The organism is Rhodococcus sp. WB1 (assembly GCF_001700945.1).
Classification (GTDB): Bacteria; Actinomycetota; Actinomycetes; order Mycobacteriales; family Mycobacteriaceae; genus Rhodococcus; species Rhodococcus aetherivorans.
In genome coordinates this window covers 1,315,018-1,338,842 of record NZ_CP015529.1, presented here as the reverse complement: position 1 = coordinate 1,338,842, position 23,825 = coordinate 1,315,018, and the positions used below count along the sequence as shown (strand labels likewise).

At 71.6% G+C, this 23,825-nt stretch carries 23 protein-coding genes; 6 read left to right on the top strand and 17 right to left on the bottom strand.

Features of this window, described 5'->3' with window-relative positions; all coding sequences use genetic code 11:
* Positions 1-49: 49 nt before the first annotated feature.
* Genes A4U64_RS06150 through mftA form a run of 7 tightly spaced genes read right to left on the bottom strand, consistent with a single transcriptional unit; the run spans position 50 to position 7,703 of the window.
* Entirely contained in the window at positions 50-2,020 is a 1,971-nt protein-coding gene (locus A4U64_RS06150; protein WP_006930972.1) for a mycofactocin system FadH/OYE family oxidoreductase 2, read from the bottom strand.
* Positions 2,017-2,829, bottom strand: a complete 813-nt coding sequence (locus tag A4U64_RS06145) for a mycofactocin-coupled SDR family oxidoreductase (RefSeq protein WP_006930974.1) — start codon at positions 2,827-2,829, stop codon at positions 2,017-2,019. The genes A4U64_RS06150 and A4U64_RS06145 overlap by 4 nt, the downstream gene beginning before the upstream one ends.
* 37 nt (positions 2,830-2,866) lie before the next feature.
* Positions 2,867-4,765 carry a mycofactocin system FadH/OYE family oxidoreductase 1 gene (locus A4U64_RS06140; protein WP_065922323.1) on the bottom strand — a complete coding sequence of 633 codons (1,899 nt, stop codon included), beginning with the start codon at positions 4,763-4,765 and terminating at the stop codon, positions 2,867-2,869.
* Positions 4,766-4,780: 15 nt separating this feature from the next.
* Positions 4,781-5,956 (bottom strand): pre-mycofactocin synthase MftD, encoded by a 1,176-nt coding sequence (mftD, locus tag A4U64_RS06135; protein WP_065922322.1) that lies wholly within the window; start codon positions 5,954-5,956, stop codon positions 4,781-4,783.
* A 35-nt stretch (positions 5,957-5,991) separates the two neighbouring features.
* On the bottom strand, positions 5,992-7,239 hold the full coding sequence (mftC, locus tag A4U64_RS06130; protein ID WP_029544993.1) for a mycofactocin radical SAM maturase: 1,248 nt from the start codon (positions 7,237-7,239) through the stop codon (positions 5,992-5,994).
* Positions 7,240-7,287: 48 nt separating this feature from the next.
* On the bottom strand, positions 7,288-7,581 hold the full coding sequence (gene mftB, locus A4U64_RS06125; protein WP_170914118.1) for a mycofactocin biosynthesis chaperone MftB: 294 nt from the start codon (positions 7,579-7,581) through the stop codon (positions 7,288-7,290).
* Positions 7,582-7,607: 26 nt separating this feature from the next.
* Positions 7,608-7,703, bottom strand: coding sequence for a mycofactocin precursor MftA (gene mftA / locus A4U64_RS06120; protein ID WP_065922321.1), 96 nt, complete (start codon positions 7,701-7,703; stop codon positions 7,608-7,610).
* A gap of 124 nt (positions 7,704-7,827) precedes the next feature.
* Here mftA and mftR point away from each other — a divergent pair, with 124 nt between their 5' ends.
* Positions 7,828-8,487: a mycofactocin system transcriptional regulator gene (mftR, locus tag A4U64_RS06115; protein ID WP_065922320.1), complete on the top strand. Its 660-nt coding sequence runs from the start codon at positions 7,828-7,830 to the stop codon at positions 8,485-8,487.
* Entirely contained in the window at positions 8,484-9,293 is an 810-nt protein-coding gene (gene mftM, locus A4U64_RS06110) for a mycofactocin oligosaccharide methyltransferase MftM (protein ID WP_065922319.1), read from the top strand. Before mftR ends, mftM begins: the two co-directional genes overlap by 4 nt.
* 89 nt (positions 9,294-9,382) lie before the next feature.
* On the opposite strand, the gene A4U64_RS06105 is transcribed toward mftM, so the two are convergent.
* Complete coding sequence (locus A4U64_RS06105; protein ID WP_065922318.1) at positions 9,383-11,017, bottom strand: ABC transporter permease; 1,635 nt, start codon at positions 11,015-11,017, stop codon at positions 9,383-9,385.
* Entirely contained in the window at positions 11,014-11,976 is a 963-nt protein-coding gene (locus A4U64_RS06100) for an ABC transporter ATP-binding protein (RefSeq protein WP_006932880.1), read from the bottom strand. The genes A4U64_RS06105 and A4U64_RS06100 overlap by 4 nt, the downstream gene beginning before the upstream one ends.
* A 154-nt stretch (positions 11,977-12,130) precedes the next feature.
* Here A4U64_RS06100 and A4U64_RS06095 point away from each other — a divergent pair, with 154 nt between their 5' ends.
* Complete coding sequence (locus tag A4U64_RS06095; RefSeq protein WP_198163399.1) at positions 12,131-13,348, top strand: lipase family protein; 1,218 nt, start codon at positions 12,131-12,133, stop codon at positions 13,346-13,348.
* A 62-nt stretch (positions 13,349-13,410) separates the two neighbouring features.
* Here A4U64_RS06095 and A4U64_RS06090 read toward each other — a convergent pair whose 3' ends face one another.
* Positions 13,411-13,791: a winged helix-turn-helix transcriptional regulator gene (locus A4U64_RS06090; RefSeq protein WP_065922316.1), complete on the bottom strand. Its 381-nt coding sequence runs from the start codon at positions 13,789-13,791 to the stop codon at positions 13,411-13,413.
* 98 nt (positions 13,792-13,889) lie between these two features.
* Between A4U64_RS06090 and A4U64_RS06085 the strand changes: the two genes are divergently transcribed.
* Together A4U64_RS06085 and A4U64_RS06080 are read left to right on the top strand one after the other, a co-directional pair.
* Entirely contained in the window at positions 13,890-14,297 is a 408-nt protein-coding gene (locus A4U64_RS06085; protein WP_029545001.1) for a RidA family protein, read from the top strand.
* A gap of 123 nt (positions 14,298-14,420) precedes the next feature.
* Positions 14,421-14,906 (top strand): hypothetical protein, encoded by a 486-nt coding sequence (locus tag A4U64_RS06080; protein ID WP_065922315.1) that lies wholly within the window; start codon positions 14,421-14,423, stop codon positions 14,904-14,906.
* 129 nt (positions 14,907-15,035) lie between these two features.
* Here the strand turns inward: A4U64_RS06080 and A4U64_RS06075 are convergent, their stop codons facing one another.
* From A4U64_RS06075 to A4U64_RS06065, 3 genes are read right to left on the bottom strand one after another with little or no spacing between them, the layout of a single operon-like run.
* Positions 15,036-15,704, bottom strand: coding sequence for a MadR family response regulator transcription factor (locus tag A4U64_RS06075; RefSeq protein ID WP_006932871.1), 669 nt, complete (start codon positions 15,702-15,704; stop codon positions 15,036-15,038).
* Positions 15,701-17,140, bottom strand: coding sequence for a MadS family sensor histidine kinase (locus A4U64_RS06070; RefSeq protein WP_006932869.1), 1,440 nt, complete (start codon positions 17,138-17,140; stop codon positions 15,701-15,703). The genes A4U64_RS06075 and A4U64_RS06070 overlap by 4 nt, the downstream gene beginning before the upstream one ends.
* 19 nt (positions 17,141-17,159) lie before the next feature.
* Positions 17,160-18,335, bottom strand: coding sequence for an iron-containing alcohol dehydrogenase (locus tag A4U64_RS06065; RefSeq protein ID WP_006932868.1), 1,176 nt, complete (start codon positions 18,333-18,335; stop codon positions 17,160-17,162).
* 324 nt (positions 18,336-18,659) lie between these two features.
* Between A4U64_RS06065 and A4U64_RS06060 the strand changes: the two genes are divergently transcribed.
* A complete protein-coding gene (locus tag A4U64_RS06060; RefSeq protein WP_231385926.1) occupies positions 18,660-19,004 on the top strand; it encodes a hypothetical protein in 345 nt (114 codons plus the stop codon).
* Between the two features lie 12 nt (positions 19,005-19,016).
* Here the strand turns inward: A4U64_RS06060 and A4U64_RS06055 are convergent, their stop codons facing one another.
* The 4 genes from A4U64_RS06055 to mdo form a co-directional block, all read right to left on the bottom strand.
* The gene (locus A4U64_RS06055; RefSeq protein ID WP_006932864.1) at positions 19,017-19,610 is read right to left on the bottom strand and encodes a carboxymuconolactone decarboxylase family protein; all 594 of its coding nucleotides are present in this window, start codon (positions 19,608-19,610) and stop codon (positions 19,017-19,019) included.
* A gap of 187 nt (positions 19,611-19,797) precedes the next feature.
* Positions 19,798-21,330 (bottom strand): MadC family VWA domain-containing protein, encoded by a 1,533-nt coding sequence (gene madC, locus A4U64_RS06050; protein ID WP_029545007.1) that lies wholly within the window; start codon positions 21,328-21,330, stop codon positions 19,798-19,800.
* Positions 21,331-21,334: 4 nt separating this feature from the next.
* Positions 21,335-22,405, bottom strand: coding sequence for a MadB family AAA-type ATPase (locus A4U64_RS06045; RefSeq protein WP_043800560.1), 1,071 nt, complete (start codon positions 22,403-22,405; stop codon positions 21,335-21,337).
* 91 nt (positions 22,406-22,496) lie between these two features.
* Positions 22,497-23,768, bottom strand: a complete 1,272-nt coding sequence (gene mdo / locus A4U64_RS06040; RefSeq protein ID WP_006932857.1) for an NDMA-dependent methanol dehydrogenase — start codon at positions 23,766-23,768, stop codon at positions 22,497-22,499.
* Positions 23,769-23,825: the final 57 nt, after the last annotated feature.

The window sequence follows — 23,825 nt, the reverse complement described above, 5'->3', positions numbered from 1 at the left end:
GGCCGGTGCGTCCTTTGGGTTGCTCCTGCCGCCCAAAGGACGCACCGGGCTACAGCCCCACCGCCGCCCGCTCCCCCTCCACGATCGCGGCATGTGCCCGTCGCGGCGTGACCGCGTCGCCGATCCGCACGACGTGGAAGGCACTGTCGCGCAGCGCTACCCAAAGATCGTCCACGGGGTCCTGATGGGTGGCCACGACCACCGCGTCCACCGTGCGGGTGTGCGCGACGGCGGTCGGATGGTGCCACAGCGCGACGTCGAGCCTGCCGCCGGTCTCGGTGACGGCGGTGACGAGCGTGTCGGTGAGCTGCGCGATGCCCTCGGCGTGTGCCCGGCGGGTCCAGTCCTCCATGTCGAGGGTCAGGCCGAGGTCCTGTCCGACGATCATCCCGGCCGTGCAGACCGTGACCGCGGCGCCGCGGCCGGCGAGCAGTGCGGCCACCGACGTCGCCTGGTGGAAGCCGAGGTCGTCGACGACGAGGACGTCGCCCTGCGGGGACACGCGGCCGTCGAGCACGTCGCGGACGTCGACGACGAGCGCGGTGTCGGCGGCCCAGTCCGGGCGCCGCGGGCGCGCCCCGGTGGCGACGACGACCGCGTCCGGTCGGTGCTCCTGCACGAAGGCGGCGTCGACGTGCACGCCGATGCGCACATCGACGCCCGCGCGGCGGCATTCGACCTCGAGGCTGTCCACCATGCCGGCGAGTTCGCCGCGGCCCGGAGCGGTGGCGGCCGTGCGGATCTGACCACCTAGGGCGGGGGTGCGCTCGCACAGGGTGACCCGGTGCCCGCGCTGCGCGGCGGTCGCGGCGGCGCGCAGGCCGGCCGGTCCGCCGCCGACGACCAGCACGCGCCGGCCGGGGACCGCCGGATCGGGTAGCAGCTGCGCCTCGCGGCCGGCGCGGGGGTTCTCCACGCAACCGATCCACCGGCCGAGCCCTACCCGGCCGATGCACTCCTGGTTGCAGGCCAGGCACGGACGCACGGCCTCGTCGTCGCCGGCGAGAGCCTTGGCGGCGAAGTCGGGGTCGGCGATCTGGCCGCGGACGACGCCGACGAGGTCGCAGCGCCCTTCGGCGAGGGCCGCCTCGGCCTGGGCGGGGGTGGTGAAGCGTCCGACGCCGACGACCGGCAGCCGCACCCGCCGCCGGATCGCGTCGGGCACGAACAACGCGTAGCCGTGGGGCGTGGCCATGGACGCCTCGATCAGGTGCAGCGTCTCGGTGGCCACGCCGATCGAGGTGTTCAGGTAGTCGACGTGCCCGCTGTCTTCGATCATGGCGGCGACGGCGACGGCGTCGTCGAGGGTGATCCCGCCGTCGGTGCCGTCGTGCCCGCTGAGGCGGACCCCCACGACCAGGTCGGACCCGACCGCCGCGCGCAGTGCCCCGACGACCTCGAGCAGGAACCGCGCCCTGTTCCGGAGCGGTCCGCCGTACCGGTCGGTGCGCAGGTTGGTGCCCGGGGACAGGAATTGCCGCACGATCGACGCCTGTGAGCACTGCAGTTCGACCCCGTCGAATCCGCCGGCACGGCAGTGCTCGGCGACGCGGGCGTACCCCTCGACGAGGTCGCGGATCTCGTGCTCCTCGAGCGCCTTGGGCACCTCCCGGAACAGCGGGTCGGGCACGGCGCTGGGCGCCCACAGCGGCAGGCCGGTGTACATGCCGCAGCCCTGGGCGCCGTTGTGGTTGAGCTGGGCGAAGATTCGCCCGCCGCGGGCGTGCACGGCGTCGGTGATCCGCCGGTACCCGGGCACCACCGCGGGGTCGTACCCGCGGATCAGCTTCTCGTAGGGCCGGTCCGTCGGGTGCACGGTGTGCTCCTCCGAGACGATCAGCCCGGCTCCACCGCCGGCCCGCGCCGCGTAGTACGCGGCGTGCTGCGCGGTGGGCAGCCCGTCCTCGGCGAAGTTGGTCAGGTGCGCGGAGAACACCACCCGGTTGCGCAGCGTGACCGGGCCGAGCCGCAGCGGGGCGGCCAGCCGTGGGTGCGGTCCGGCGGAGCAGGTTTCGCTCACACCTTCGAGTTCCCCTGGTCGAGGGCCATCTGGCTGCCGGTGACGGTCCGGGCGCGGTCGCTCGCGAGATACAGCACGGCCTCGGTGATGTCGTCGACGTCGGCGATCGGCTTCTCGGTGAGGATCGGGGCGAAGCTCGGCAGCCAGTGCGGGTACTTCTCGAACAGCGTCAGCGCGCCCTGGTCGGTGCCCATCGGGGTGTTCACGCCGTAGGGGTGGATGGAGTTGACCCGGATGCGGTACTCGCCGAGCTCCTTGGCGGCGCTCTGGGTCAGGCCGACGAGGCCGAACTTCGCGGCGGCGTAGTTGGCCTGGCCGGGCATGGCCTTCAGCCCGGCGACGGAACTCACGACGATGATCGACCCTCCGTTGCCGGCCTCGATCATGGCGGGCGTGGCGGCCTTGAGGGTCTTGAAGACGCCGGTGAGGTTGATGTCGATCAGTTCCTCGAACTGCTCGTCGGGCATCTCCCAGAAGCGGTTCCAGTTGCAGATGCCCGCGTTGGCGACGACGACGTCGAGGCGGCCGAACTGGGCGACGCCGTCGTCGACGACGGACTTCAGGGCGGCGCTGTCGCGCACGTCGGCGATGCGCGCGTGGATCTTCGCCCCCTCGGCCTCGACGAGCTGGACGGTCTCGTGGAAGTCGGCTTCGGTGACCGGTGCGTAGGAGTTGTACTCTGAGACGGGACCGGCAATGTCGACGCCGATGATCGACGCGCCCTCCCGCGCGAACCGGATCGCGTGGTTGCGTCCCTGACCGCGCGCAATGCCGGTGATGAACACGACCTTGCCGTCGAACTCGCCCATTCGTCGATCCTTCCGATCCGTAGCAGTCTGCAACAGGTTACAGTTCGGATCCGAGCGTGTGACCCTCCCGTACCGCCTGGTGGACACTTCGCGGCGCCAGGCAGTCGCCGATCCGTGTCAGCCCGGTGCGGTACAGGGTGTCCTCCGGCAGCCCCGGGGCGCAGTCGACGAGCAGCGCGCCGGCGACGTCGGTGCGCCGTCCGGTCAGCCGGTGCTCGAGTTCGACCGCGTCGGCGCCGACCCGTCGCACCGTGACCCCGAGGTGCCGGGCGACCCCGGCCCGCTGCAGCCGGGTGTTCGCCGCGACCAGGTCGCCCGTCGGCGCGAGCCGCGACCCGGCGATCGGGTCCGTCGTGGCGTACGAGACGGTATAGCCCTGGGCGGCAAGCTGTTCCGCGATGCCCACCGCGACGGGACCCCCGACGGGATCCCACACCACGACCGGCCGCACGGCGATCGGGCCACCGGCCAGCAGGCCGGCTGCGGTGACGTAGTGGCCCTCCTCGGCCGGGTACTCGGGGGGCCGGTCCCGGCTGCCGGTGGCGAGCACGACGGCCTCGCCCGCGGCCACGGCGTCCTCGAGTTCGCCGGCGGTGACGGCACGACGGGTGTCGATCCGCACGCCGAGCGCGCGGCAGCGGGCCTCGAGCCAGTCGACGAGCGCGGAGAGCGTGTCGCGTCCCGTGCCCACCGCCGCGGTGCGCAGCATCCCGCCGACGCGTCCGGCGCGCTCGACGAGGCGGACCCGGTGACCGCGCTCCGCGAGGACCCGGGCGGCCTCGAGCCCGGCCGGACCCCCACCGACCACGAGGACGTCCCGCGCGGCGGCGGCCGGAGGCTGCGGCGCGCGCGTCTCGTGCCCGGCCTCCGCGTTGCCGATGCAGCCGACCCGGGGATTGCGGAAGTCGCGCACCAGGCAGGCCTGGTTGCACAGCACGCACGGCCGGGGCGAGCGGCCCTCGCGCACGGCGGTGACGAGGTCCGGATCGGCGATCTGCGCGCGGGTCATCTCGACGAGGTCGCCCACCCCCTCGGCGAGGGCGCGCTGCGCGGCGGCGGGGTCGACGACACTGCCCTGCAGGACGACGGGGACGGCGCCCGCCACCGCGTCGCGGACGGCGCGGCACAGTCCGGCGTTGAACCCGGCCGGCGTGTGCGCGTCGGGACGGTACGCGCCGGGGGCGTAGAGGCCGCCTCGCACGACGGAGAGCAGATCCAGGTCCGGCGCGAGGTCGCGGGCGTGGGCGGCGGCGTGCTCCGGGGTGATGCCGCCCCAGGGCGCCTCCTCGTCGCAGCTCAGGCGCAGCGCCAGGATCCGCCCGGGGCCGAGTTCGGCGCGCACGGCCGCGACCACCCGCCGCAACAGCAACGACCGGTCGGCGCCGTAGCGGTCGGTGCGCCGGTTGGTCAGGCCCGAGAGGAACTGGCGCAGCAGCGCGGTCGGCCCGGCGTCCAGTTCGATCCCGTCGACATCGGCGGCGACCGCGACCGCGGCGGCGGCGCGGAATCCCTCGATCACCGCATCGATCTCGTCGTCGCCGAGTTCCATGGGCAGTTCCCGGACCGCGGGGTCCGCCACCCGCGACGGGGCCCACAGCGGTGCCTGGGTCCACGCGCTCGAGCCCTGCAGCCCGGCGTGGCCGAGGCCGGCCAGCACCAGGGTGCCGTGCGGCCGGCAGGCGGCGACGACGGCGGCCCATCCGGGACCGCACTCCGCGGCCAGGGGCGCCCGCTCGTAGGGCTGGTCGTGCGGGTGCACGGAGGCGACCTCGGTCACGAGCACCCCCGCGCCACCGCGCGCTCGGCGCTCGTAGTACGCCACGTGTTCGGACGAAAAGGTCCTCCCCACACCGAGATTGGTTTCGTGCGGCCCGAAGAGCACCCTGGCCGGCGCGTGGCGTCCGGCCAGGGTGATCGGTTCGGTGAGGGTGCCCATCGGCAGGTGGACCGCTCAGATTCCGAGGTCCCGCCGGAAGCCCGGCGGGACGACGATGTCGTCGGGGGTCAGCTCGTGGATCGACGTCTTGCCGAGGCCGATGAGCGCGGACCCGATGCCGCCGGCGAAGATGTCGAGGACGTTCTCCACGCCCGCCTGCCCGTTCGCGGCGAGGCCCCACAGGTAGGCGCGGCCGATCATCACGGCCTTGGCGCCGAGGGCGAGGGCCTTGACGACGTCGCTGCCGCGGCGGATGCCGCCGTCGAGCAGCACCTCGATGTCCTTGCCGACCGCCTCGGCGATCGCCGGCAGCGCCCGGATCGGGGCCGGCGTGCCGTCGAGGTTGTTGCCGCCGTGGTTGGACACCGAGATCGCGGTGACGCCCGCGTCGACGGCGCGCTTGGCGTCGTCCACCCGCATGACGCCCTTGAGCATGAACGGCGCGTCGCCCCACTGCTCCCGCAGCCACGCCACGTCCTCCCAGGTGGGCAGCGGGGTGCCCATCCACTCGCCGTAGGCGCCGAAGAACGTCGGGGCACTGCCGCCGGGCGGGGTCAGGTTCGGGGTGGTCAGGTCCGGCACCTTGCCGGTCTTCGCCCAGTCGAGCAGCCAGCTCGGCCGCAGGATGCCCTCGGGGGCGAACCGGAACATGGCCTTGAGGTCCATCTTCTCCGGAATGGCGGGGCTGCCCCAGTCGCGGCCGCTGGAGAACGACCAGTCCAGGGTCATGATCAGGCCCTTCGCGCCGGCGGCGCGGGCCCGCTCCATCCGCTGGACCAGCACGTCGCGGCTGCCCACCCAGTACATCTGGAAGAAGGTCTTGTCGTTGGCCGCGGTGACCTCCTCGATGGACTTGCTCGCGAACGAGCTCAGCCCCATCGCGGTACCGCGGGCCGCGGCGGCACGGGCGACGGCGACCTCGCCGTCCGGATGCACCGCCTGCACGCCGGTCGGGGAGATCACCACCGGCAGGGCGATGTCCTGACCCATCACGTGGGTGCCCATCTCCCGCTTGTCGGACAACCCCGCCACGTGCGGGGCGAAGCCGAGCTCGCCGAATGCCGTCAGGTTGTCCTCGACGGTGATGCCCTTCTCGGAGCCGGCCACGAGGGCGCCGTAGACGGACCTGGGGAGCTTCTTCTTCGCCCGTTGCTGCGCGACCGCAACGGTTTCGAACCATTCCTTGGACATGGATCTGCCTCTCCTACTTGCACGAACGGGGCCGGCTAGTGCATTCCGGCGAGCGGGTTTTCGTCGCAGGCCCGCGACGGCGGGCGCACCATCAGCTGCAACGGGACGGGCGCGCGCGGGGTGCGGCGCTCACCGGTGCGCGAGTGGTCGACGCTGGACTTGGGGACGGTGCGGTCGGCGCTGAGCGCGGATTCGCCGTAGCCCTGGACGCATTCGGGATCCGGCCCGTCCATCGGCAGACCGGTGAAGAACTTCGCGGCCATGCAGCCGCCGCGGCACGAATCGTAGAAGGTGCACTTGCTGCAGGCCCCGCCGGTCTGCGGCGACCGGAGTTCGGTGAAAAGCTCGGAGTGCTGCCACACCTGCTGGAAACCGCCGTCGGACAGGATGTTCCCGGCAAGGAACTTGTCGTGGATGGCGAAGGGGCAGGCGTACACGTCGCCCACGGGGTCGATCAGGCACACCACCCGGCCCGCGCCGCACAGGTTCAGCCCCGGCAGCGCACCGGCGCCGTCGCTGCCACCGAAGGCGGACAGGTGGAAGAACGAATCGCCGGTCAGCACACCCTCGCCGTGTGCGACGAGCCAGTTGTAGAGCTGCCGCTGCTGCTCGTGGGTGGGGTGCAGGTCGTCCCACACGTCGACGGCACGGCCGGAGGGACGCAGGCGGGTGATGCGCAGCGTCGCGCCGTACTGGTCGGCCAGGGCCTTGAACTCGTCGAGCTGGTCGACGTTGTGCCGGGTCACGACGACGGAGATCTTCGCGTCGCGGAATCCGGCCTCGGCGAGGTTCTCGAGGGCACGCACGGCCATCGCGAACGAGCCGGGGCCGCGCACGGCGTCGTTGACCTCGGCGGTGGCGCCGTCGAGGGAGATCTGCACGTCGACGTAGTCGGAGGCCGCGAGACGCGCGGCAACCTTCTTGTCGATCTTGACGCCGTTGGTGGAGAACTTCACGCCCACCTGGTGCTCGGTGGCGTAGTCGACCAGCTCCCAGAAGTCCGAGCGCACGGTCGGCTCTCCGCCGCCGATGTTGACGTAGAACACCTGCATACGCTGCAGTTCGTCGATGATCGCCTTGCATTGTTCGGTGGTCAGCTCGCGCGGATCACGCCGGCCGGACGAGGACAGACAGTGCACGCACGACAGGTTGCAGGCGTAGGTCAGCTCCCAGGTCAGGCAGATCGGGGCGTCGAGACCCTTCTCGAACTGGTCGACCAGGCGGCCGACCTTGGGCGGGCCGGAAGCTTCTCGTACTGCGGCGGATTCGAGCACAGAGGTCATGGGCTGCGTCCTCGTCGGTGGGGCGGGCGGGAGGGGGACCGGCGGGGTCTAGGCCGGCACGATCATGTGGGAGTCGGCCAGGGTGGCCAGCGCCCGCAGGTACGGACGTGCAGCCGACTCGTCGATTCCGTGCGCGGCGAGCGCGGCCCGCACGGACGGATGCTGGTGCAGGGATTCGACGATCTCGACGATCGTGGTGTTCTTCAGAAACGAGAGCTTGCGGGTCCCGAAGTGGTAGAGCAACGCCCCGAACGGCTCGGGGCGAAGCGCTACCTGCGGGTGCAGCCTCCACGTCGTATCCGGATCGAACCCTGCCGAGTCGACCTTCTGCGAGTCGAACACTGTGGTGGCGGCGTCGGCGGACACGATCAGTACACGCCGCACATGCCGTCGATGGACACCTCTTCCACGAGGGACTCCTCGACCAGGTCGGACTCGACGACGGTGTTGTCACGATCGGACATCAACTACCTCCTCGGATGGGGACTCCACGAGCGGAGCCCGGCGTCACAGACCCGTTGCGCTGTGACTCGGTTCACCACTGTAATGGCATCGAGTGCACAATGTCACCCATGGAAGGCTCACACCATGCGTAGCCGCCGGAAACCGTCCGCTCGGATAGGTCGCCGCTCCTCCACCACGAGAGAGGGGCTGAGCGCGATCGGGATCGAACTGTTCCGCGCCCGGGGATTCGACGAGACCAGCGTCGACCAGATCGCCGAAGCCGCCGGAATCGCCCGCCGCACCTTCTTCCGGTACTTCCCGTCCAAGAACGCGGTGCCGTGGGGCGACTTCGACGGCCACCTCGAACAGATGCGCGCCCACCTCGACGCGCTGCCGGGCCACGTCCCCCTCGCCGAGGCGCTGACCTCGGCGCTGCTCGACTTCAACACCTTCCCCGAGTCCGAGGCGGCGCTGCACCGCGACCGCATGGACCTGATCCTGCGGGTACCGGCGCTGCAGGCGTACTCGGTGGTGATGTACGAGGGCTGGCGCCGGGTGATCGCCGAGTACGTCGCGCGTCGCGTCGGCGCCGCCGCCGACGACCACTTCCCGCGCACCGTCGGCTATCTCGTGCTCGGCGTGGCGATGGCGGCGTACGAGCAGTGGCTCGCCGACGACTCGCTCGCGCTGCCGGAACTCTTGTCCGCCGGCATGCGCGCCCTCTACAGTGGCCTCGACGCGGCCGTCCCGTCCCTCGACGGTCCCGACGCCTCCCCCTCCTCGAAAAAGGCTGCGCTGCAATGACTGTGCTCGACTCACTCGCCCCCTGCCCGCCCGGCCGGTGGTCCCACGCCCACGTCACCGTCGAGAAGGTGAGCTCGGGCCCGATCGCCCTGCGCCGCGAGGGCGACCGGCTGCACGTGACCCACTCGCTCGGGCCCGACGACCTGAGTGAACGCCTCGTCGCCGGGGTCACCGCGTCGATCGCCGGCAGCGACCTCGGACAGGAGGAGTTCGAGTTGACGATGGTCGGGCTGGTGCGCTCCACCCTGCCCGACGCCCTCGACGCGTGGGTCACCTACTACCGCAACTCGCTCACCGAACTGCTGGACGGCACCGCCGGGTTCGCCCCGATCCACGACAAGGCCGCCGAACTCGTCCGCGGCCGCGTGCTGGATCTCGGCTCCTGCTTCGGCTTCCTCCCCCTGCGCCTGGCGCGCGCCGGGATCGCCGTGACCGCCACCGACATCCTGCCCGGCACCATGACCCTGCTCGACGCCGTCGCGCCGCGACTGGGCCTCGAGGTGGACACCGTCGTGTGCGACGCGGCCCACGTGCCCGTTCCCGACGGCAGCGCCGACACCGTCACCGCAATCCATCTGCTCGAACACGTCGACGCCGCGACCGGTGCGGCCGTCGTCGCGGAGGCGCTGCGCATCGCCCGGGAGCGCGTGGTGATCGCGGTGCCGTTCGAGGACGAGGCCACCGCCTGCCACGGCCACGTGCGCACCTTCGACCTGCCCGCCCTGCGCACACTCGGCGAATCCACGGGTCTCGCGTTCGAGGCGTTCGCGCACCACGGCGGCTGGCTGGTGCTCGACGCGCGCTGATCCCGAGTCGGCCTCCTCCGCAGTGACCGAATGTCACATCGCGGCAGTCGGATCGCCGCGATGTGACATTCGGTCGCGGCCGCGGGCGGTCACTGGACGACGAGGTCGCGGCGGCGCATCGCGCTCACACCCGCCGTCGCGGTCGCCACGGCGACGAGCAGCAGCACCAGCAGCGGTAGCGGGCGCATGTCCGCGGCCGGCAGGGCCGGGACGTGGACGAACGGCGACAGGTCCAGCACCGCCTGGGGCAGGTCCAGCAGGGCGCCGAGCTGCCCGATGATCAACCACACGGCGAAGACGCCCCATGCGATGCTCGACGCCCGGCGCGGCGCCACCCCGACACACAGCACCGCCATCGCGCCGACCAGGAGCACGGCCGGCACGAACGCCAGCGCGGCGGGCAGCAGATTGCCGAGCGGACCGGTGATGTCGCCGATCGTCATTCCGTAGGAGACGGCCAACGCGACGCCCGTGACGACCTGCAGCACAATCACTCCCACCGTCACCACGGCGATGTGCGCGAGCATCCACGGCACCCGCCCGAGGGCCGTCGACAGCACCGGCTCGACCCGGCCGGACGTCTCCTCCCCGTGCATCCGCAGCACCGCCTGCACCGCGTATCCGCTGGCGAACAACGCCATCATCAGGAAGATCATCGCGAAGTACGCGTCGGTGATCGCCTCGGCCCCGCCGCCGAGCTGCTTCATCATGTCTGCGACGGCACCCTCCTCGTCGAGGAAGTTGTCCATCTCGTTCGCGACACTGCCGTAGGTGGCGGCGAGGACCGCAATGCCGAGCGCCCACCACATCAGCGTCGTGCGCTGCACCCGCCACGCGAAGCCCGCGGCGGTGGGCAGCCACGTCGCCGCCCGGTCCGGCCCCGGCCGCGGCTGCACCAACCCGGCTCCGTGATCCCGCCTGCCGGTCAGCACGTACGCGGTCCACGTCGTCGCGGCGGTGAATGCGGCGAACAGCAGCAGGATCCACCACGCGTCCACGTCGTACGGCCGGATCTGCTGCGCCCACCCGATCGGTGACAGCCACGACAGCCACATGCTCGTGACGCTGACCCCGCCCGGGTCGACGGTGCCCGCGCTGTCGCCGACGGCGCGGAGCAGGAACGCGACCCCCAGCGCCGCGCCGGCCAGCCCGTTCGCGGCCCGGGCGCCCTCGGCGACCTGCGCGGTCACGGCCGCGACGGCCGCGAACGCGACACCGGCCGCCCCGGTGGCCGCTCCGAGCGCCAGAGATCCGGACATCGGCAGTCCGAAACCGAGAGAGACGACCGTGAGCAGCAACGCGAGCGCAACATTCGCCGCGGTGACAACGATCAGGGCGGCGGTGAGCAGGGCCCGCCGACCGACCACATTGGCCCCGACCAGTTCGGCGCGGCCGGTCTCCTCGTTCTGCCGGGTGTGCCGCACCACGGCCATGGTGCTCATCAGGCCCGCCGCCAGCGCCAGGAACAGCAGCGTCTGGGCCGCGACGACCGCTCCGAGGCTGTCGCCGGAGACCAGGCCGTTGGTGGCCAGCACCACCGGGGACACAGCGGAGCTGACGGCGATGAGGTGCAGGTCTTCCTGCGCCGGATAGAGCCCCTTCAGGCTCGACACCGAGATCGCGTAGACGATCGCGATCGCAGCCAGCCACACCGGCAGCTGCACGCGGTCGCGGCGCACCGCCAGGCGTACCAGCCGGCCGGTGCCGACAAAGGCGGCATTCATGCGCCGGCTCCCTCGCCGGCGGCCGGCCGGCCGTGCGCGAGCCGCTCGCCGGGCAGGTGGATGTGCTCGCCCGGCAGTTCGTCGCCGTAGTGCCGCAGGAACAGCTCCTCCAGGGTGGGCGGGGTACTGGTGAGCGACGTGATGCCGAAGCCGAGCAGCTCGCGCAGCACCGGATCCATGTACGCCGTGTCCACCTCGCACCGCACCCGCAATCCGTCCACCTGCAGGTCGTGCACCCCGGGCATCGTGTCCAGCCCGGCCACCGGGCGCACGGTGTCGGCCACCACCGAGGTGCGGGTCAGGTGCCTCAGTTCGGTCAGCGTGCCGGATTCGACCGTGCGGCCCTGCCGGATGATGGTGACCCGGTCGCACAGCGCCTCGACCTCCGCGAGGACGTGGCTCGACAGCAGCACCGAACACCCGTCGGCGACGGCCTCGCGGACGCAGTCCCGGAAGACCTCGTCCTTGAGCGGGTCCAGGCCCGAGGTGGGCTCGTCGAACAGGAACAGCTCCACGTCCGAGGCGAGCGCGGCGACGATCGCGACCTTCTGCCGGTTGCCCTTCGAGTACGTGCGGGCCTTCTTGGTGGGGTCGAGCTCGAAGCGTTCGAGCAGTTCGGCACGGCGGCGTTCGTCGATGCCGCCGCGCAGGCCGGCGAGCAGATCGATCGCCTCGCCACCGGTGAGATTGGGCCACAGATTGACTTCGCCGGGCACGTAGGCGAGCCGCCGGTGCAGGTCCACCGCGTTGCGCCACGGGTCGCCGCCGAGCAGTTCGGCCCGGCCGGAATCCGCGCGCAGCAGCCCGAGCAGGACACGGATGGTGGTGGATTTCCCGGAGCCGTTCGGGCCGAGGAACCCGTGTACCTCGCCCCGGCGGACCTCGAGGTCGAGGCCGTCGAGAGCGCGGGTGGTTCCGAACGACTTGACGAGCTGTTCCACGGAGATCGCCGCCGACATGCTGCCGAGGCTACGCCCCTACCGGCGTCCGTGTGGCGACGAATCGCGGAGAGGGCGGGGTCGGGTGAACCTTCGCAAATCGGTCGCCTAGGCTTCGCCGGGATCACTGGTTTCAAGGAACGGCACCGGTCGGTGCGCTGGAGAGGTGGGGGACGTGGCCGGACGGCTCGGTCGGGGAATCCGCAATGCGGTGGCGGGCGCGGTGGCGGCGTGCGCCGCGGTCGCCGGTGCCGGAACCGCGGTGGCCGCACCCGTCTACCCGGCGCCACCGGCCGACCCGTTCTACCGCGCGGCCGCCGACATCGCCGTCGCCCCCACCGGCGATGCGCTCGAGGTGCGGCGCGTGCCCGCGCCGCCGGGCATCGTCGACGTCGAGGCGTGGCAGGTGCGTTTCCGGTCGACGAATTCGGCCGGTCACCCGATCCCCGCGGTGACGACGGTCCTCGCCCCCGTCGGCAAGGCCCCGGACGGCCCGCTGCTGTCGTTCCAGCACGTCATCAACGCCCTCGGCACGCACTGCGCACCGTCGCAGACGCTGTGGGCGAGCGACCCGAACCTCGCCGTCCGGGAAGCCCCCGCCCTCAACCTCGTGCTCCGGCGGGGCTGGACGGTCGCGATCCCGGACCATCTCGGGCCGAACAGCGCCTACGGCGCGGCGCGCCTCGGCGGGCAGATCACCCTCGACGGCATCCGCGCCGTGCAGCGGGTCCCCGAACTGCAGCTCGCCTACAGCCCTGTCGCGCTGGCCGGCTACTCCGGCGGTGGGATGGCCACCGGGTGGGCCGCGGCGCTGGCCCCGACCTACGCCCCCGAGCTGAACCTGGTGGGTGCGGCGATGGGCGGCGTGCCGATGAACATCCGCAAGATGGCCGAGGCTCTCGGCGAGAACCCGCACCCCGCCTTCGGTCTCGCGTTCGCCGCCGCGCTGGGTCTGGAACGCGAGTATCCCGAACGGATGCGGATCAGCGCCGACCTGACCCCGGCGGGCGTGGAGATGCGTGACGCGCTGGCCAATGCCTGCACCAACGACATCCTCGCGCGCGGCGCCGGGGGCAGCCTGCGGCAGGTGAGCACCAACGCCCGCCTGGCCGACGACGCCGACGCGGTCGCCGTCGCGGAGGAGAACAGCCTCGAGCTGTATCCGGGCGTGCCGACCGTGCCGGTGTTCGAATGGCACAGCCCCACCGACGCACTCATCCCGGTGGGCACCATCGACGCCACGCTCGACCGCTACTGCGCCGCGGGTGCGCCGGTACGCCGTGTCGAGACCCCGAGCCCCGACCACATGTCGGCGGCGGTACTCGGCCTGCCGGACGCGTTCGAGTTCCTCGGCGAGCGGTTCGACGGGGTGGCCGTCACCGGGACCTGCTGAACTACGCACCGGGCTTCCCGCCCCCGCCCGACGCAACGGTCGGGGCCACCCCCGCGGGCGGGTCAGGCGTCGAAGCGCCGGCGGGATTCGTCGATGTCGCGGAGGTATCGCTGCGTCCAGTCACACATGCCGTCGACCGTCGCACGGAGCGCCCGACCCGGCTCGGTGAGGCAGTACTCGACCCGCGGCGGCACCGTGGGATACACCGTCCGCTCGACCAGGCCGTTGCGCTCCATCATGCGCAGGTTCTGGGTGAGCATCTTGTGGCTGATGCCGTCGATGCCCTTGCGCAACTCGCTGAAGCGCAGGGTGCCGTCACCGATCGTTTCGATGATCAACAGCGCCCACTTGTTGGCGACGTCGGAGAAGATCTCCCGCGCCAGCGAGTCTGCTCGCGTCAGGTCCGCATCTTCTGGCAGGCCGCTGAGCTGCTTGGTCACCATCGAGTTCCCCAGTCACTGAAAAGTGCGTTCTTCCACGTCAGGGAACACTCTCCTACGGTTACCGAGTAACCACAAGTGACCGAGAGAAAGTGGGCAGCATGTCCATCACCCTGGTGAACCCGAACGAACTGCCGAAGATCGACGCCTACCGCCAGGTATCCGTCGCCACCGGCTCGAAGCTGGTCTTCGTCGCCGGGCAGGTCGCCTGGGACGCCGACGGCAACACGATCGGCGCAGGCGACCTCGCCACCCAGGTCGAGCAGAGCTACCTCAACGTCGGAGCCGCCCTGGCCGCGGTCGGTGCCACCTTCGCCGACGTGACGAAGCTGACCGTCTACGTCGTCGACTGGACTCCGGACAAGATGAGTGGGTTCGTCGACGGCGTCGCCCGGGCAGCCGCGAAGCTGGGCGTCACCCCCGTAGCGCCGGGCACGCTGATCGGTGTCGCAGCACTGTCCTCTCCCGAGCACCTCGTCGAGGTCGAAGCCACCGCAGTCCTCGACTGAACCGAGTCACCGCACCCGGCGTGTCTGCCGTCAACCACGACGGAACCCGCGAAAACCAAGCCGATCGGTCGCTTTTGCGGCAGGATCACCCCGGACACCGCACATCCGACAAAAAGGACACAGATGCGACCGATTGCCCGCGCCGCGCTCATAGCGGTGGCGTCCGTCCCCTCGGCCCTGGCAGCCCCCGCCCTCGCGTCGGCGGCCAGCGCCACCGACGTCAGCTTCGCCTTCACCGTCAGCGGCTCGACCGTGACCAACACGATCACCAACAACTCGGGCACTCCCCTGGACTGCATGACCGGGCTCGCCCCGGCTCCCGGCGGGGTACTGCCACCGGTCGCCGAGGTCATCCGGAACGGTCAGGCCCTGGGTACCTCGGGCCAGGTGCAGCCGGGCGTGACCACCCAGACCGTGACCGAGATTCCCGACGGCTCGTACGTCGTGCTCGCCTCGTGCTCGACGGACGGCCTGGCAACCATGTGGGTCTCCGACTATCCCGGGATCGCAGAGCACCTGGCACCCCTGCCCGTCACTGCCTACATCGTCCAGGAGGCCTCGCCCGTCGTCACCGTTCCCAGCACCCCGCCGATCTTCGGCAGCAGCTGACCACTCGCCCCGACCCGCGGCCTGCACCGATCACCGGTGCAGGCCGCGGACTCGTCCGGGCCGGGCACCGCACGCTGCGTCCACGCCCGCCCGCGCTGCCCGTGCGCCGGCACGCCCGGAAGGGACCGGTCAGATGAGCCCGCGCTTGCTGGCGGCGTACACGGCCTCGGCGCGACGGCTCACCCCGAGCTTGCGCATGATGTTGCTCACGTGGAACTTCACGGTGGTGCCCGAAATGAAAAGGCGCTCACCGATCTTCGAGTTCGACAGGCCCGCGGCCAGCAGACGCAGCACCTCGAGCTCGCGATCGGTGAGCTGTTCCTGCGGCGTGGTCTGCCCGTTGAGGGACCGCACCACCGCCGCGGCACTGCGCGAGTCGAAGGCGCTCTCGCCGCGCGACACCGCGCGGATGGCGCGCACGAGTTCGGTGGTGTCGACGTCCTTGACGACGTAGCCGCGCGCCCCGGCGTGCACGGCCCGCACGACCAGCTGCTCATCGAGGAACGTGGTGAGCACCAGCAACCCGAGGCCGGGGCGGGCCGCCGACAGCTGCCCGCACAACGCCAGCCCCTCGTAGTCGGAGCCGGCCGAGAGCTTCAGGTCCATCAGCACGATGTCGGGCCGGACCCGGTCCACCAGCGCGACCGCCTCGGCCTCGTGCGACGCCTCGCCCACCACCGCCAGGTCCGGCTCCCGTTCGAGAATCGAGCGCAGCCCCTGGCGCAGGATCGCGTGGTCGTCGACGAGAACGATGCGGACCGTGCGGTTCACCGTCCCGGGAGGGGTTGCCACGTTCATCGCTGTGCTCCTGTCCGCGCCGCGTGTGCCGACGCCGCACTGTTCCCGTTGTTTCCGGTCGCCTCGTCGGCGCCCCGCTCCGCATCGACGGCCGGTTCGGGCACCGGGATGCGCACCGCCACCCGTACCCCGCCGAGGCGGGCGCGGCGCACCTCGAGAGTGCCGCCGAGCTCGTGTGCGCGGGCCTGCATGTTGGCCAGACCGCGATGCCGGCCGTCCCAGTCGTTGTCCGCGGCCAGGCGCAGCATCAGCCGCATCCGGGCCGGGTCCCCGTTGCCGTCGTCGGCGACCGCCAACAGCACCGAGTCGGGCCGGTAGGTCAGCCGCAGCACCACGCGCCGGGCGTTGGCGTGCACCGCGGCGTTGAACAGCGCCTCCCCCGCAATGCGCAGCAGCGAGTGTTCGGCCTCGCCCGGCAGTTCGACCGGCGTGCCGCCCACCCGGACCGTGATGTCGAGTTCGCCCGGCGTGTGCGCGACGCAGAGCTGCTCGAGCATCTCGGGCAGCGACGTGCGATCCGAGTCGGACGGGTGGTTGAGCGCGTAGATCGCCGACCGCAGCTGCTCGACCGCGCGGCGCGTGAGCTCCTTCGCCAGGTCGAGGCGCTCGCCGCGCTCGGTGTCGGGAATGTCGCTGCGGCACACCTCGATCTGCATGCCGGCGGACAGCACGGCCTGGGTGACGCTGTCGTGCAGCTCCCGCGCGATGCGGTGGCGTTCCTCGTCGAGCGCCTGGTGCCGGTGGGCGGCGCCCAGCTGCCGTTGGGTCAGCTCCAACTGCCGGAGCGTGGCCTCGAGTTCGGCGTTACGGGCCTGCAGGTCCGCCGCCGCCCGGTTCGCCTCCTGGTAGGCCTGCTCCGCGCGCTCGAGCAACAACTGGCCACGCTGATAGAGCGCGGAATTCTGCAGCGCCACCGCGGTCTGGCTGGCGAGGATCGACAGCACGGCGTGATCGGTGCCGTCGAGCGTGCGGTGCTCCGGGGTCCACGCGGCGATCGCGCCGGCCACTCCGCCGCCGAGGACGATGGGCACGAACGCGTGATGGGTGTCGACGGCCGCGTCCCGGCCGATCGACCCCGACCGGATGTCCTCGAGGCAGCGCACGACGTCGTCCGGCAGGGGCGGACCTTCGACGTTGTCGACGAGGAACGGGGTGGCGTCGGGGCCGAGGACCAGGCGGCGCGGCCCCGCGTCGGGCAGGGTGCCGTCGGTGAGGGCGAAGACCACCCATCGGGCGCTCAGGTGGGCGCGTGCCGCCTCCGCCACGGCGCAGATCAGGGTCTCGGGGCCCTCGACGGTGCGCACCAGGGCACGCGAGATCAGCTCGAGCGCATGCACGACCCGCTCGAGGCGTTCGGCAGCCCCGCGGTACTGGGGATAGAACGTGGGCTTGCCGGAGCGCAGGCCGGTCAGCCGGGACAGGTCGGGCGCGGTCACCGGGCACCGCCCGCCCCGGTCACAGCGCCGCCCGGAACAGCGCCACCATCTGCTCGTGGGTGGCCTCGCGCGGGTTGGTGGACATGCACGCGTCGCGCAGCGCGCCGGCGGCCAGGCGTTCGAGGTCGGTCGCCTGCACCCCGAGTTCCCGCAGCCCCCGCGGCACCCCGACCTCCCGGGCGAGCCGTTCGACCCGGTCCGCGACGGCGAGTGCCGCTTCGACGGCCGGGCCGCGGTGCTCCTCGAGTCCGAGAGCGGCGGCGATCGCGACGAACGGCTCGGGATCGGACGCGGCGTTGAACCGGATGACGTGCGGGAGCAGCACCCCGTTGATGACGCCGTGCGGCAGGTCGAGCAGGCCCCCGACCTGGTGGCTCATCGCGTGCGCGGCGCCGAGGATCGCGTTGGTGAAGGCCAGGCCGGCCTCGAGGCTGGCCTGCGCCATGATCGACCGGGCCGCCATCTCCTGCGGGTCCTCGATCGTGCGTACCAGCGTGTCGGTGACGAGCCCGACGGCACGCAGGGCGTGGTGGTCGGTGAGCGGGTTGTGGGCGCGGGAGACGAAGGCCTCCACGCCGTGGGTCAGGGCGTCCAGCCCGGTGGCGGCGTTCAGGTCGTCCGGCATGGTCGTGAGCAGCCGCGGGTCGATCACGGTCAGGTCCGGGACCAGCGAACGACCGATGATGGTGATCTTGGTGCCGCGGACGGTGTCGGTGACGACGCAGAACTGGGAGACATCGGCGCCCGTGCCCGAGGTCGACGGCACCACCACCATCGGCGGGATCGGGGCCGCCGCCCGGTCCACGCCCTCGTAGTCGAGGATGCTGCCGCCGTTGGCGGCGAGTACCGCGATGCCCTTGGCGGCGTCGATCACCGAGCCGCCGCCGAGCGCGACGAGCACGTCGCAACCGTGGGCCCGGTAGGTCTCGTGCCCGGCCGTGACCTCGTGGTCCTTGGGATTGGGGGTGAGGTCACCCCACACGATCGGGGTGAGTCCCTGCTCGACGAGGTGGCCGCGAAGCTCGTCGGCCCAGCCGGCCTCGATCAGGCCCGGGTCGGTGACCAGCAGGGGCCGGACCGCGCCGAGCCGCACCGCCGCGTGCGCCGCCTCGACCAGTGAACCGATCCCGAACACGATCTCCGGGGCGTGGAACTTGGCCAGCGTCGTCGCGGTGTGCTCCGATGCGACGGCCACTACGCACTCCTGACGATCCCGATTGCTGTGATCCAGCTTACGTGGCTTCGAGCCTAGCCCCTCCACGACGGGGCGGCACCGGGCCGAACGGCAGGTGCGGTACCTGCCCGATCGGGTAGGTACGCCCGAGTGCCCGGGAGCCTCCGGGCGCCGGCTGCGGGGTGAATACGAAGTGAATGCCACCACCGCGTACCACGCCGGAACGGGACATATAGGATGCACGTCGCAGGGGTGGACCGGATACGCAGGAAACGGGCTGCGCACCGGCGGAAACAACCCTGGGAGAGCATCATCGACGGCCGATGGATCGTGTGGTGGCACGAGGTGGACGGCGTCACATGGCACGTCCACGACACCGAGAACGCGGCGCTCGACTCGGCGTACCTGGCGCTCCACTCCGATCGGCGGGTCGGGGATCCGGTCATCGAACGCCCCAACCGCACCCTGGTGCTGGGCAGTGAGTTCGCCGCGTACGTCAGGGCGCGGGAGGACGCGGAGGGCCGCCTGGCGATCCGCGGCACCCACCGGGTCGAGATCCGGTACCCGCTCGGCGTGGACCGGTGGATCTCGCAGGGGTGGACGTCGGAGCGGCTCGCACGGGCGAACTACGACGAGGCCCTCGAGCACTTCCGCCCCGACCGGGTCCGGCTCACGAAGCGCGACCACTGATCCCCCGCCGGCCTACCTGGCGAACTCCACGATCGGCGCGCGGCGCACGCCGGAGATCGAGGCGTGCACGACGGACATCGGCAGGAACGCAAGGACGATCAGCAACATGACGACCTCGTACGCCACGCTGCTGCGCGGATCCGGATTGCCCTTCAACCGGCCGCGGAGCGCGGTCCATGCGATTCCATGGGCGTTGCCGACCATGATCGCCCGCACCGCCCCGAGTATCCCCTCGGCGGCGGACTTCCCGTAGACATCCACGAGACGGTGCCACGACTCGGGCGTGGGGTTGCCCCGGGTGTCGGCATAGTGCTGGGCGAACAGGACCGCGGCGACCTCGGAGTCGGGAACGTCGTCGAGGACCCCCGACAGGATGTTCCGGATCTCGGCGCTGCTCATTCCGGCCTCGAGGGCCATCTTCGTGTGGGCGTAGGAGCAGGCGCCGCAGCCGTTCACCTCGGTCACCGCCAGCATGATCCGTTCGACGAACTCGGGGCTCAGCTCGGCGCGCTTCCTGGCACCGATCAGGTGCTTCATCGATCGAACGCCCCGGTAGAAGATCCAGTAGGCCTCACGGATCGAATAGTGCTTCTTCGCGAACTGCATCGTCGTCTTCCTCAACTGTGCCCGGGATTCCGATGTGCCGGAGCACTCTCCCGTAAGCCGGCCGGTCCGCCGGCGGTGGCGTGGGCGGACGGCACACACACCCCGGGGGGTATTTACCGGTCCATGGTAACCATCGGCCGTTCCCCCGCCGGAGCGGGGCCGGAGGCGGCCGGCACGGGCCGCGCACTCAACGCAGTGCGTGCCCGAGCTCCGCCGCGCGGGAGAGCAACTGGGCGGCGTCCCGGGCGACGACGACGCGATCGCATTCCGGCGCGTACTCGGGCATCGCGCACGTTGCCTGGGCCCAGTAGCGCTGCGGTTCCGGGGTGACCCAGGCGAGCCGGTGCACGCGACGGCGCAGGTCCGCGAGACGGTCGGCGCGGGAGGGCAGGCCGTTGCAGCGGCCGTCGCCGACGACGAGCACGCTGGTGCGCGAGTCGACGATCCCGGCGTGCTCGGTGAGCAGCTCGTCGAGGACCCGGCCGTAGTCGCTGCTCGCCTCGAGGTCGAGGCCGGGGTGCGCCAGGACCGCGGCGAGGGCGCCGTCACCGGTGCTCGCCAGCAGCTCCCGCGTCACGTCGACGGGCCGGTCGACGAAGGCCAGGACCCGGCAGCGGTGGGCCCGGCCGTGCATGGCCTGGGCCAGGCGCAGCGTGAACGCGGTGATCGGGCGCACCGACAGGGACACGTCGGCCAGGATCAGCAGCCGGACCCGGTCCGGACGCGGGGCGCGGACGATCAGGTGGAACGGTACGCCGTCGGTGCGCATCCCGGCGCGGGCCGTGCGGCGCATGTCGAGGCGGCCGCGGCTGAACTCGCGCGGCACCGGCCGGGCCGGTCCGCGCATCCGCCGCAGCACCTCGTGGCACGCCAGCTCGATCTCGGCTCGGGACGCGACGTCACCGGCGGTGTCGGGGGCGTCGGGTTCGCCGTCCGGCAGCGGGCCGCCGAGTCCGGCCTGGGACAGTGCCGCGACGAACGCCTCGACGGCCTCGACGAGCCGGTTCAGCTGCGCCGCGGTGAGCGGTTCGTCGGCCTCGTCGTCGCCGTAGGCACGACGCGGATCGTAGGCGTCGAGCCACGCGAGGATGGATTCCGGATCGTCCCAGGACAGCGAGCCGACCACGGCGGCCCCGGGATTCGCGGCCAGCTCGCCGACGGCGGCGGCGCCGGCCCGATCCACGTCGACGGTGTAGGTGACCCCGCGCCGCCCCGAGTCGGCTCCGGTGTCCACGGACAGGGCGGCGTCCGACGACGTCATGGAGACATCGTCGTCGTCCTTGTGCGGATTGAAACCCTTGTCCGCCTCGGGGGTGTCGAAGTGGTCGCCGACCTCCGCGGCACGATCGTTGTATTCGGCGTAGCGGGCGATCTCCGGATCGTCGTCGAGTTCGAGCGCGGTGGGCAGGGCCTCGGCGAACTGCGCCCGGGGCGTGGACTTCTCGCCCGCGGCCCCGGCCGCATCCGTCGCCGCGAACAGCGCGTCGAAGGCCCGGTCGAAGCCGGGCTGCTCGTGCGGGTACTTCGCGCACACCGCACGCAGACAGGCCCGCAGGACGTCGCGGTCGCGGGCCCCGACCAGGCCGAGCACGCGGCGCACCTCGATGGTCTCGGCGGGCGAGGCCGACACCCCGTGCCGGCGCAGCAGGCGCCCGAACACGGCGGCGACCACGTCGAGGGGATACGAGGTGCGCATCGTCGCCAGCGGCGTCACGGGCATCGCGTCACCGCCGCGCGCCGATGCCGACGCCGCCGCGGCCGCCGCCACCGCCGCGCCCCCGGAACACCGCGGTGGTCGTGTTGGCCGGCCGGGACGCGACGGTGGCCCGCTCGGGCCGCTCCCCCGCCGGTTCGGCCGGGGCCGGGACGGCCTCGGCCGGACTCCCGTCGAGACGTGCGCGGACCAGGTCGGCGTCGCCGGTGTACTTGAGGAGCGTCGCGAGCAGGATGTCGCGGATCTGCCGGAGGGAGGTGTGGTCGCCGCCGCCTCGCCGCAGGACGGTCGCGGCGCGCGCGGCGTCGATCACCTCCGAGATGGACGGGCTCTTGCGCAACGGCAGGTCCCGGAGGGTGCGGGCCAGGTCCACCACCTCGGCGGCAGTCACCGTGTCGACCTCGGGGGCCCGGGCGGTGACGATCTCGCGCTCACGTTCGGGGGTGGGATAACCGACGTGGTAGTGCAGGCAGCGGCGCTTGAGGGCGGGCGAGAGTTCGCGGGTGTCGTTGGAGGTCAGGATCACCCACGGCGAGGACCGGGCTGTGAAGGTGCCCACCTCGGGAATGGTGACCTGCCCCTCGGCGAGGACCTCGAGCAACAGCGCCTCCATGGACTCCTCGGTGCGGTCCACCTCGTCGACGAGGAGCACCACCGGTTCCGGGGAGAGGATCGCCTCGAGCAGGGGGCGCACGGCGAGGAACTTCTCGGAGTACAGGCCGAAGTCCTGCGCGGCGAGGAACCGGGACGCCTCGGCGACGTCGGGGTACGCGGCGAGCTGCTCGCCGATGCGGTCGCGCAGCATCTGCACGTGCAGCAGCTGCTTGGCGTAGTCCCACTCGTACAGCGCGCGGCTGTCGTCGAGGCCCTCGTAGCACTGCAACCGCACCAGCCTGCGCCCGCCGGCGGCGGCGAGCGCCTTGGCCAGCTCGGTCTTGCCGACGCCGGCCGGGCCCTCGAGCAGCAGGGGCCGCTGGAGCGCGGTGGCGAGGTGGACGACGACCGCGAACTCGTCGTCGGCGATGTAGTCGTGGCGGCGCAGCGCGTCGGCGAGTTCCGGTCCGCTGGCGAAGCTGGTCATCGGTGCTCCTGTGTCGTCGGCACTCGAGGGAGGTGGGTGTGCCCGGGGCGGGTCGCCCCGCCCCGGGCACGGGATCGGTCGAGCAGGTGGGTCAGTAGGACCGGTTGATGCAGTGGTCGACGACCGGGATCATCGACTCGACCGTCACCTCACGCGGGTTGCCCGGGGTGCACCAGTCGCCCTGGATGTGCTCGGAGATGGCCCGCACGGTCTTCTCGTCGCCCTTGATGACGTCGCCGCGGCCGGCGTACTTGCCGGTGTTCATGCGGTTCTTCTCGTACGAGTCGACGCGCACCTGACCGAAGTTGTCGGGGATCCCGACGTCCTTGGCGAGCCGGATGGCGGCCTCGACCGCGGCGTCCGCGGCCTGGACGGTGGTCATGTTGCGGGTGTCGACGCCCATCGCGGTGGCGATGCGGGCGTAGTGCTCGTAGCGCGAGGGCAGGTTGTACTCCCACACGCGCGGCAGGGCGATGGCGTTGTTGAGGCCGTGGTGGCTGTCGAAGAAGGCGGACACGGCGTGCGAGATGGAGTGCACGATGCCCAGGCCGCCCGAGTTGAAGGCCTGCGCGGCGATGTACTGGGCGTTCATCATGCCCTCGCGCGCCTTGAGGTTGCGCGGCTCGAAGGTGGCCTCGCGCAGGTGCTTGGCGACGAGTTCGATCGAGTACAGGGCGTTGCCGAGCGACGGCGCGAAGTCCAGCCGCGAGACGAACGGCTCGGAGCCGTGGGCGAGGACGTCGAAGCCGCAGTAGGCAGTGAAGTGCTGCGGGCAGGTGTAGTACAGCAGCGGGTCGTCGATCGCGAGGGTGACGATCGTGGCCTCGTCGAAGCCGACCCACTTGTGCGGGTGCTCCATGTCCGAGGTGTCGGTGATGACGTACGCCCAGGAGGTCTCCGAGCCGGTGCCGGCCGTGGTGGAGACGGCGATGTGCGGCGGGTTCTCCTTGTTGGTGGACTTGGCGAAGCCCTCGAACTCGTTGATGTTGCGGCCGTCGTGGGCGATGACCACGCGGGCGCCCTTCGCGGCGTCGTGGCTCGAGCCGCCGCCGACGGAGATGATGGAGTCGCACTTCTCCTGCTGGTAGAGGGCGGCGGCCTCCATGACGTTGTAGTCCTTGGGGTTGGACTCGACCTTGTCGTACAGGACGACCTCGACACCCTGGTACTCGATCTTGCCGATGAGCTCCTCGATGATGCCCGAGCCACGCAGGCCGGTCGTCATCAGCAGGGTGCGCTTGAAGCCCAGGTTCTTCGCCTCGACACCGATGATGTCGTGGGCGCCGACACCCATCAGCGCCCGGGGGAAGGGGTGGAACTCCTTGATGGGAAAGTCCCAGATCTGGTTGAGTTCGATGGCCATCGCGTTTCTCCTGGTGTGTCGGCCGGAAGTGGTGGTTCGAAGGGGGCGGCCGGTGTG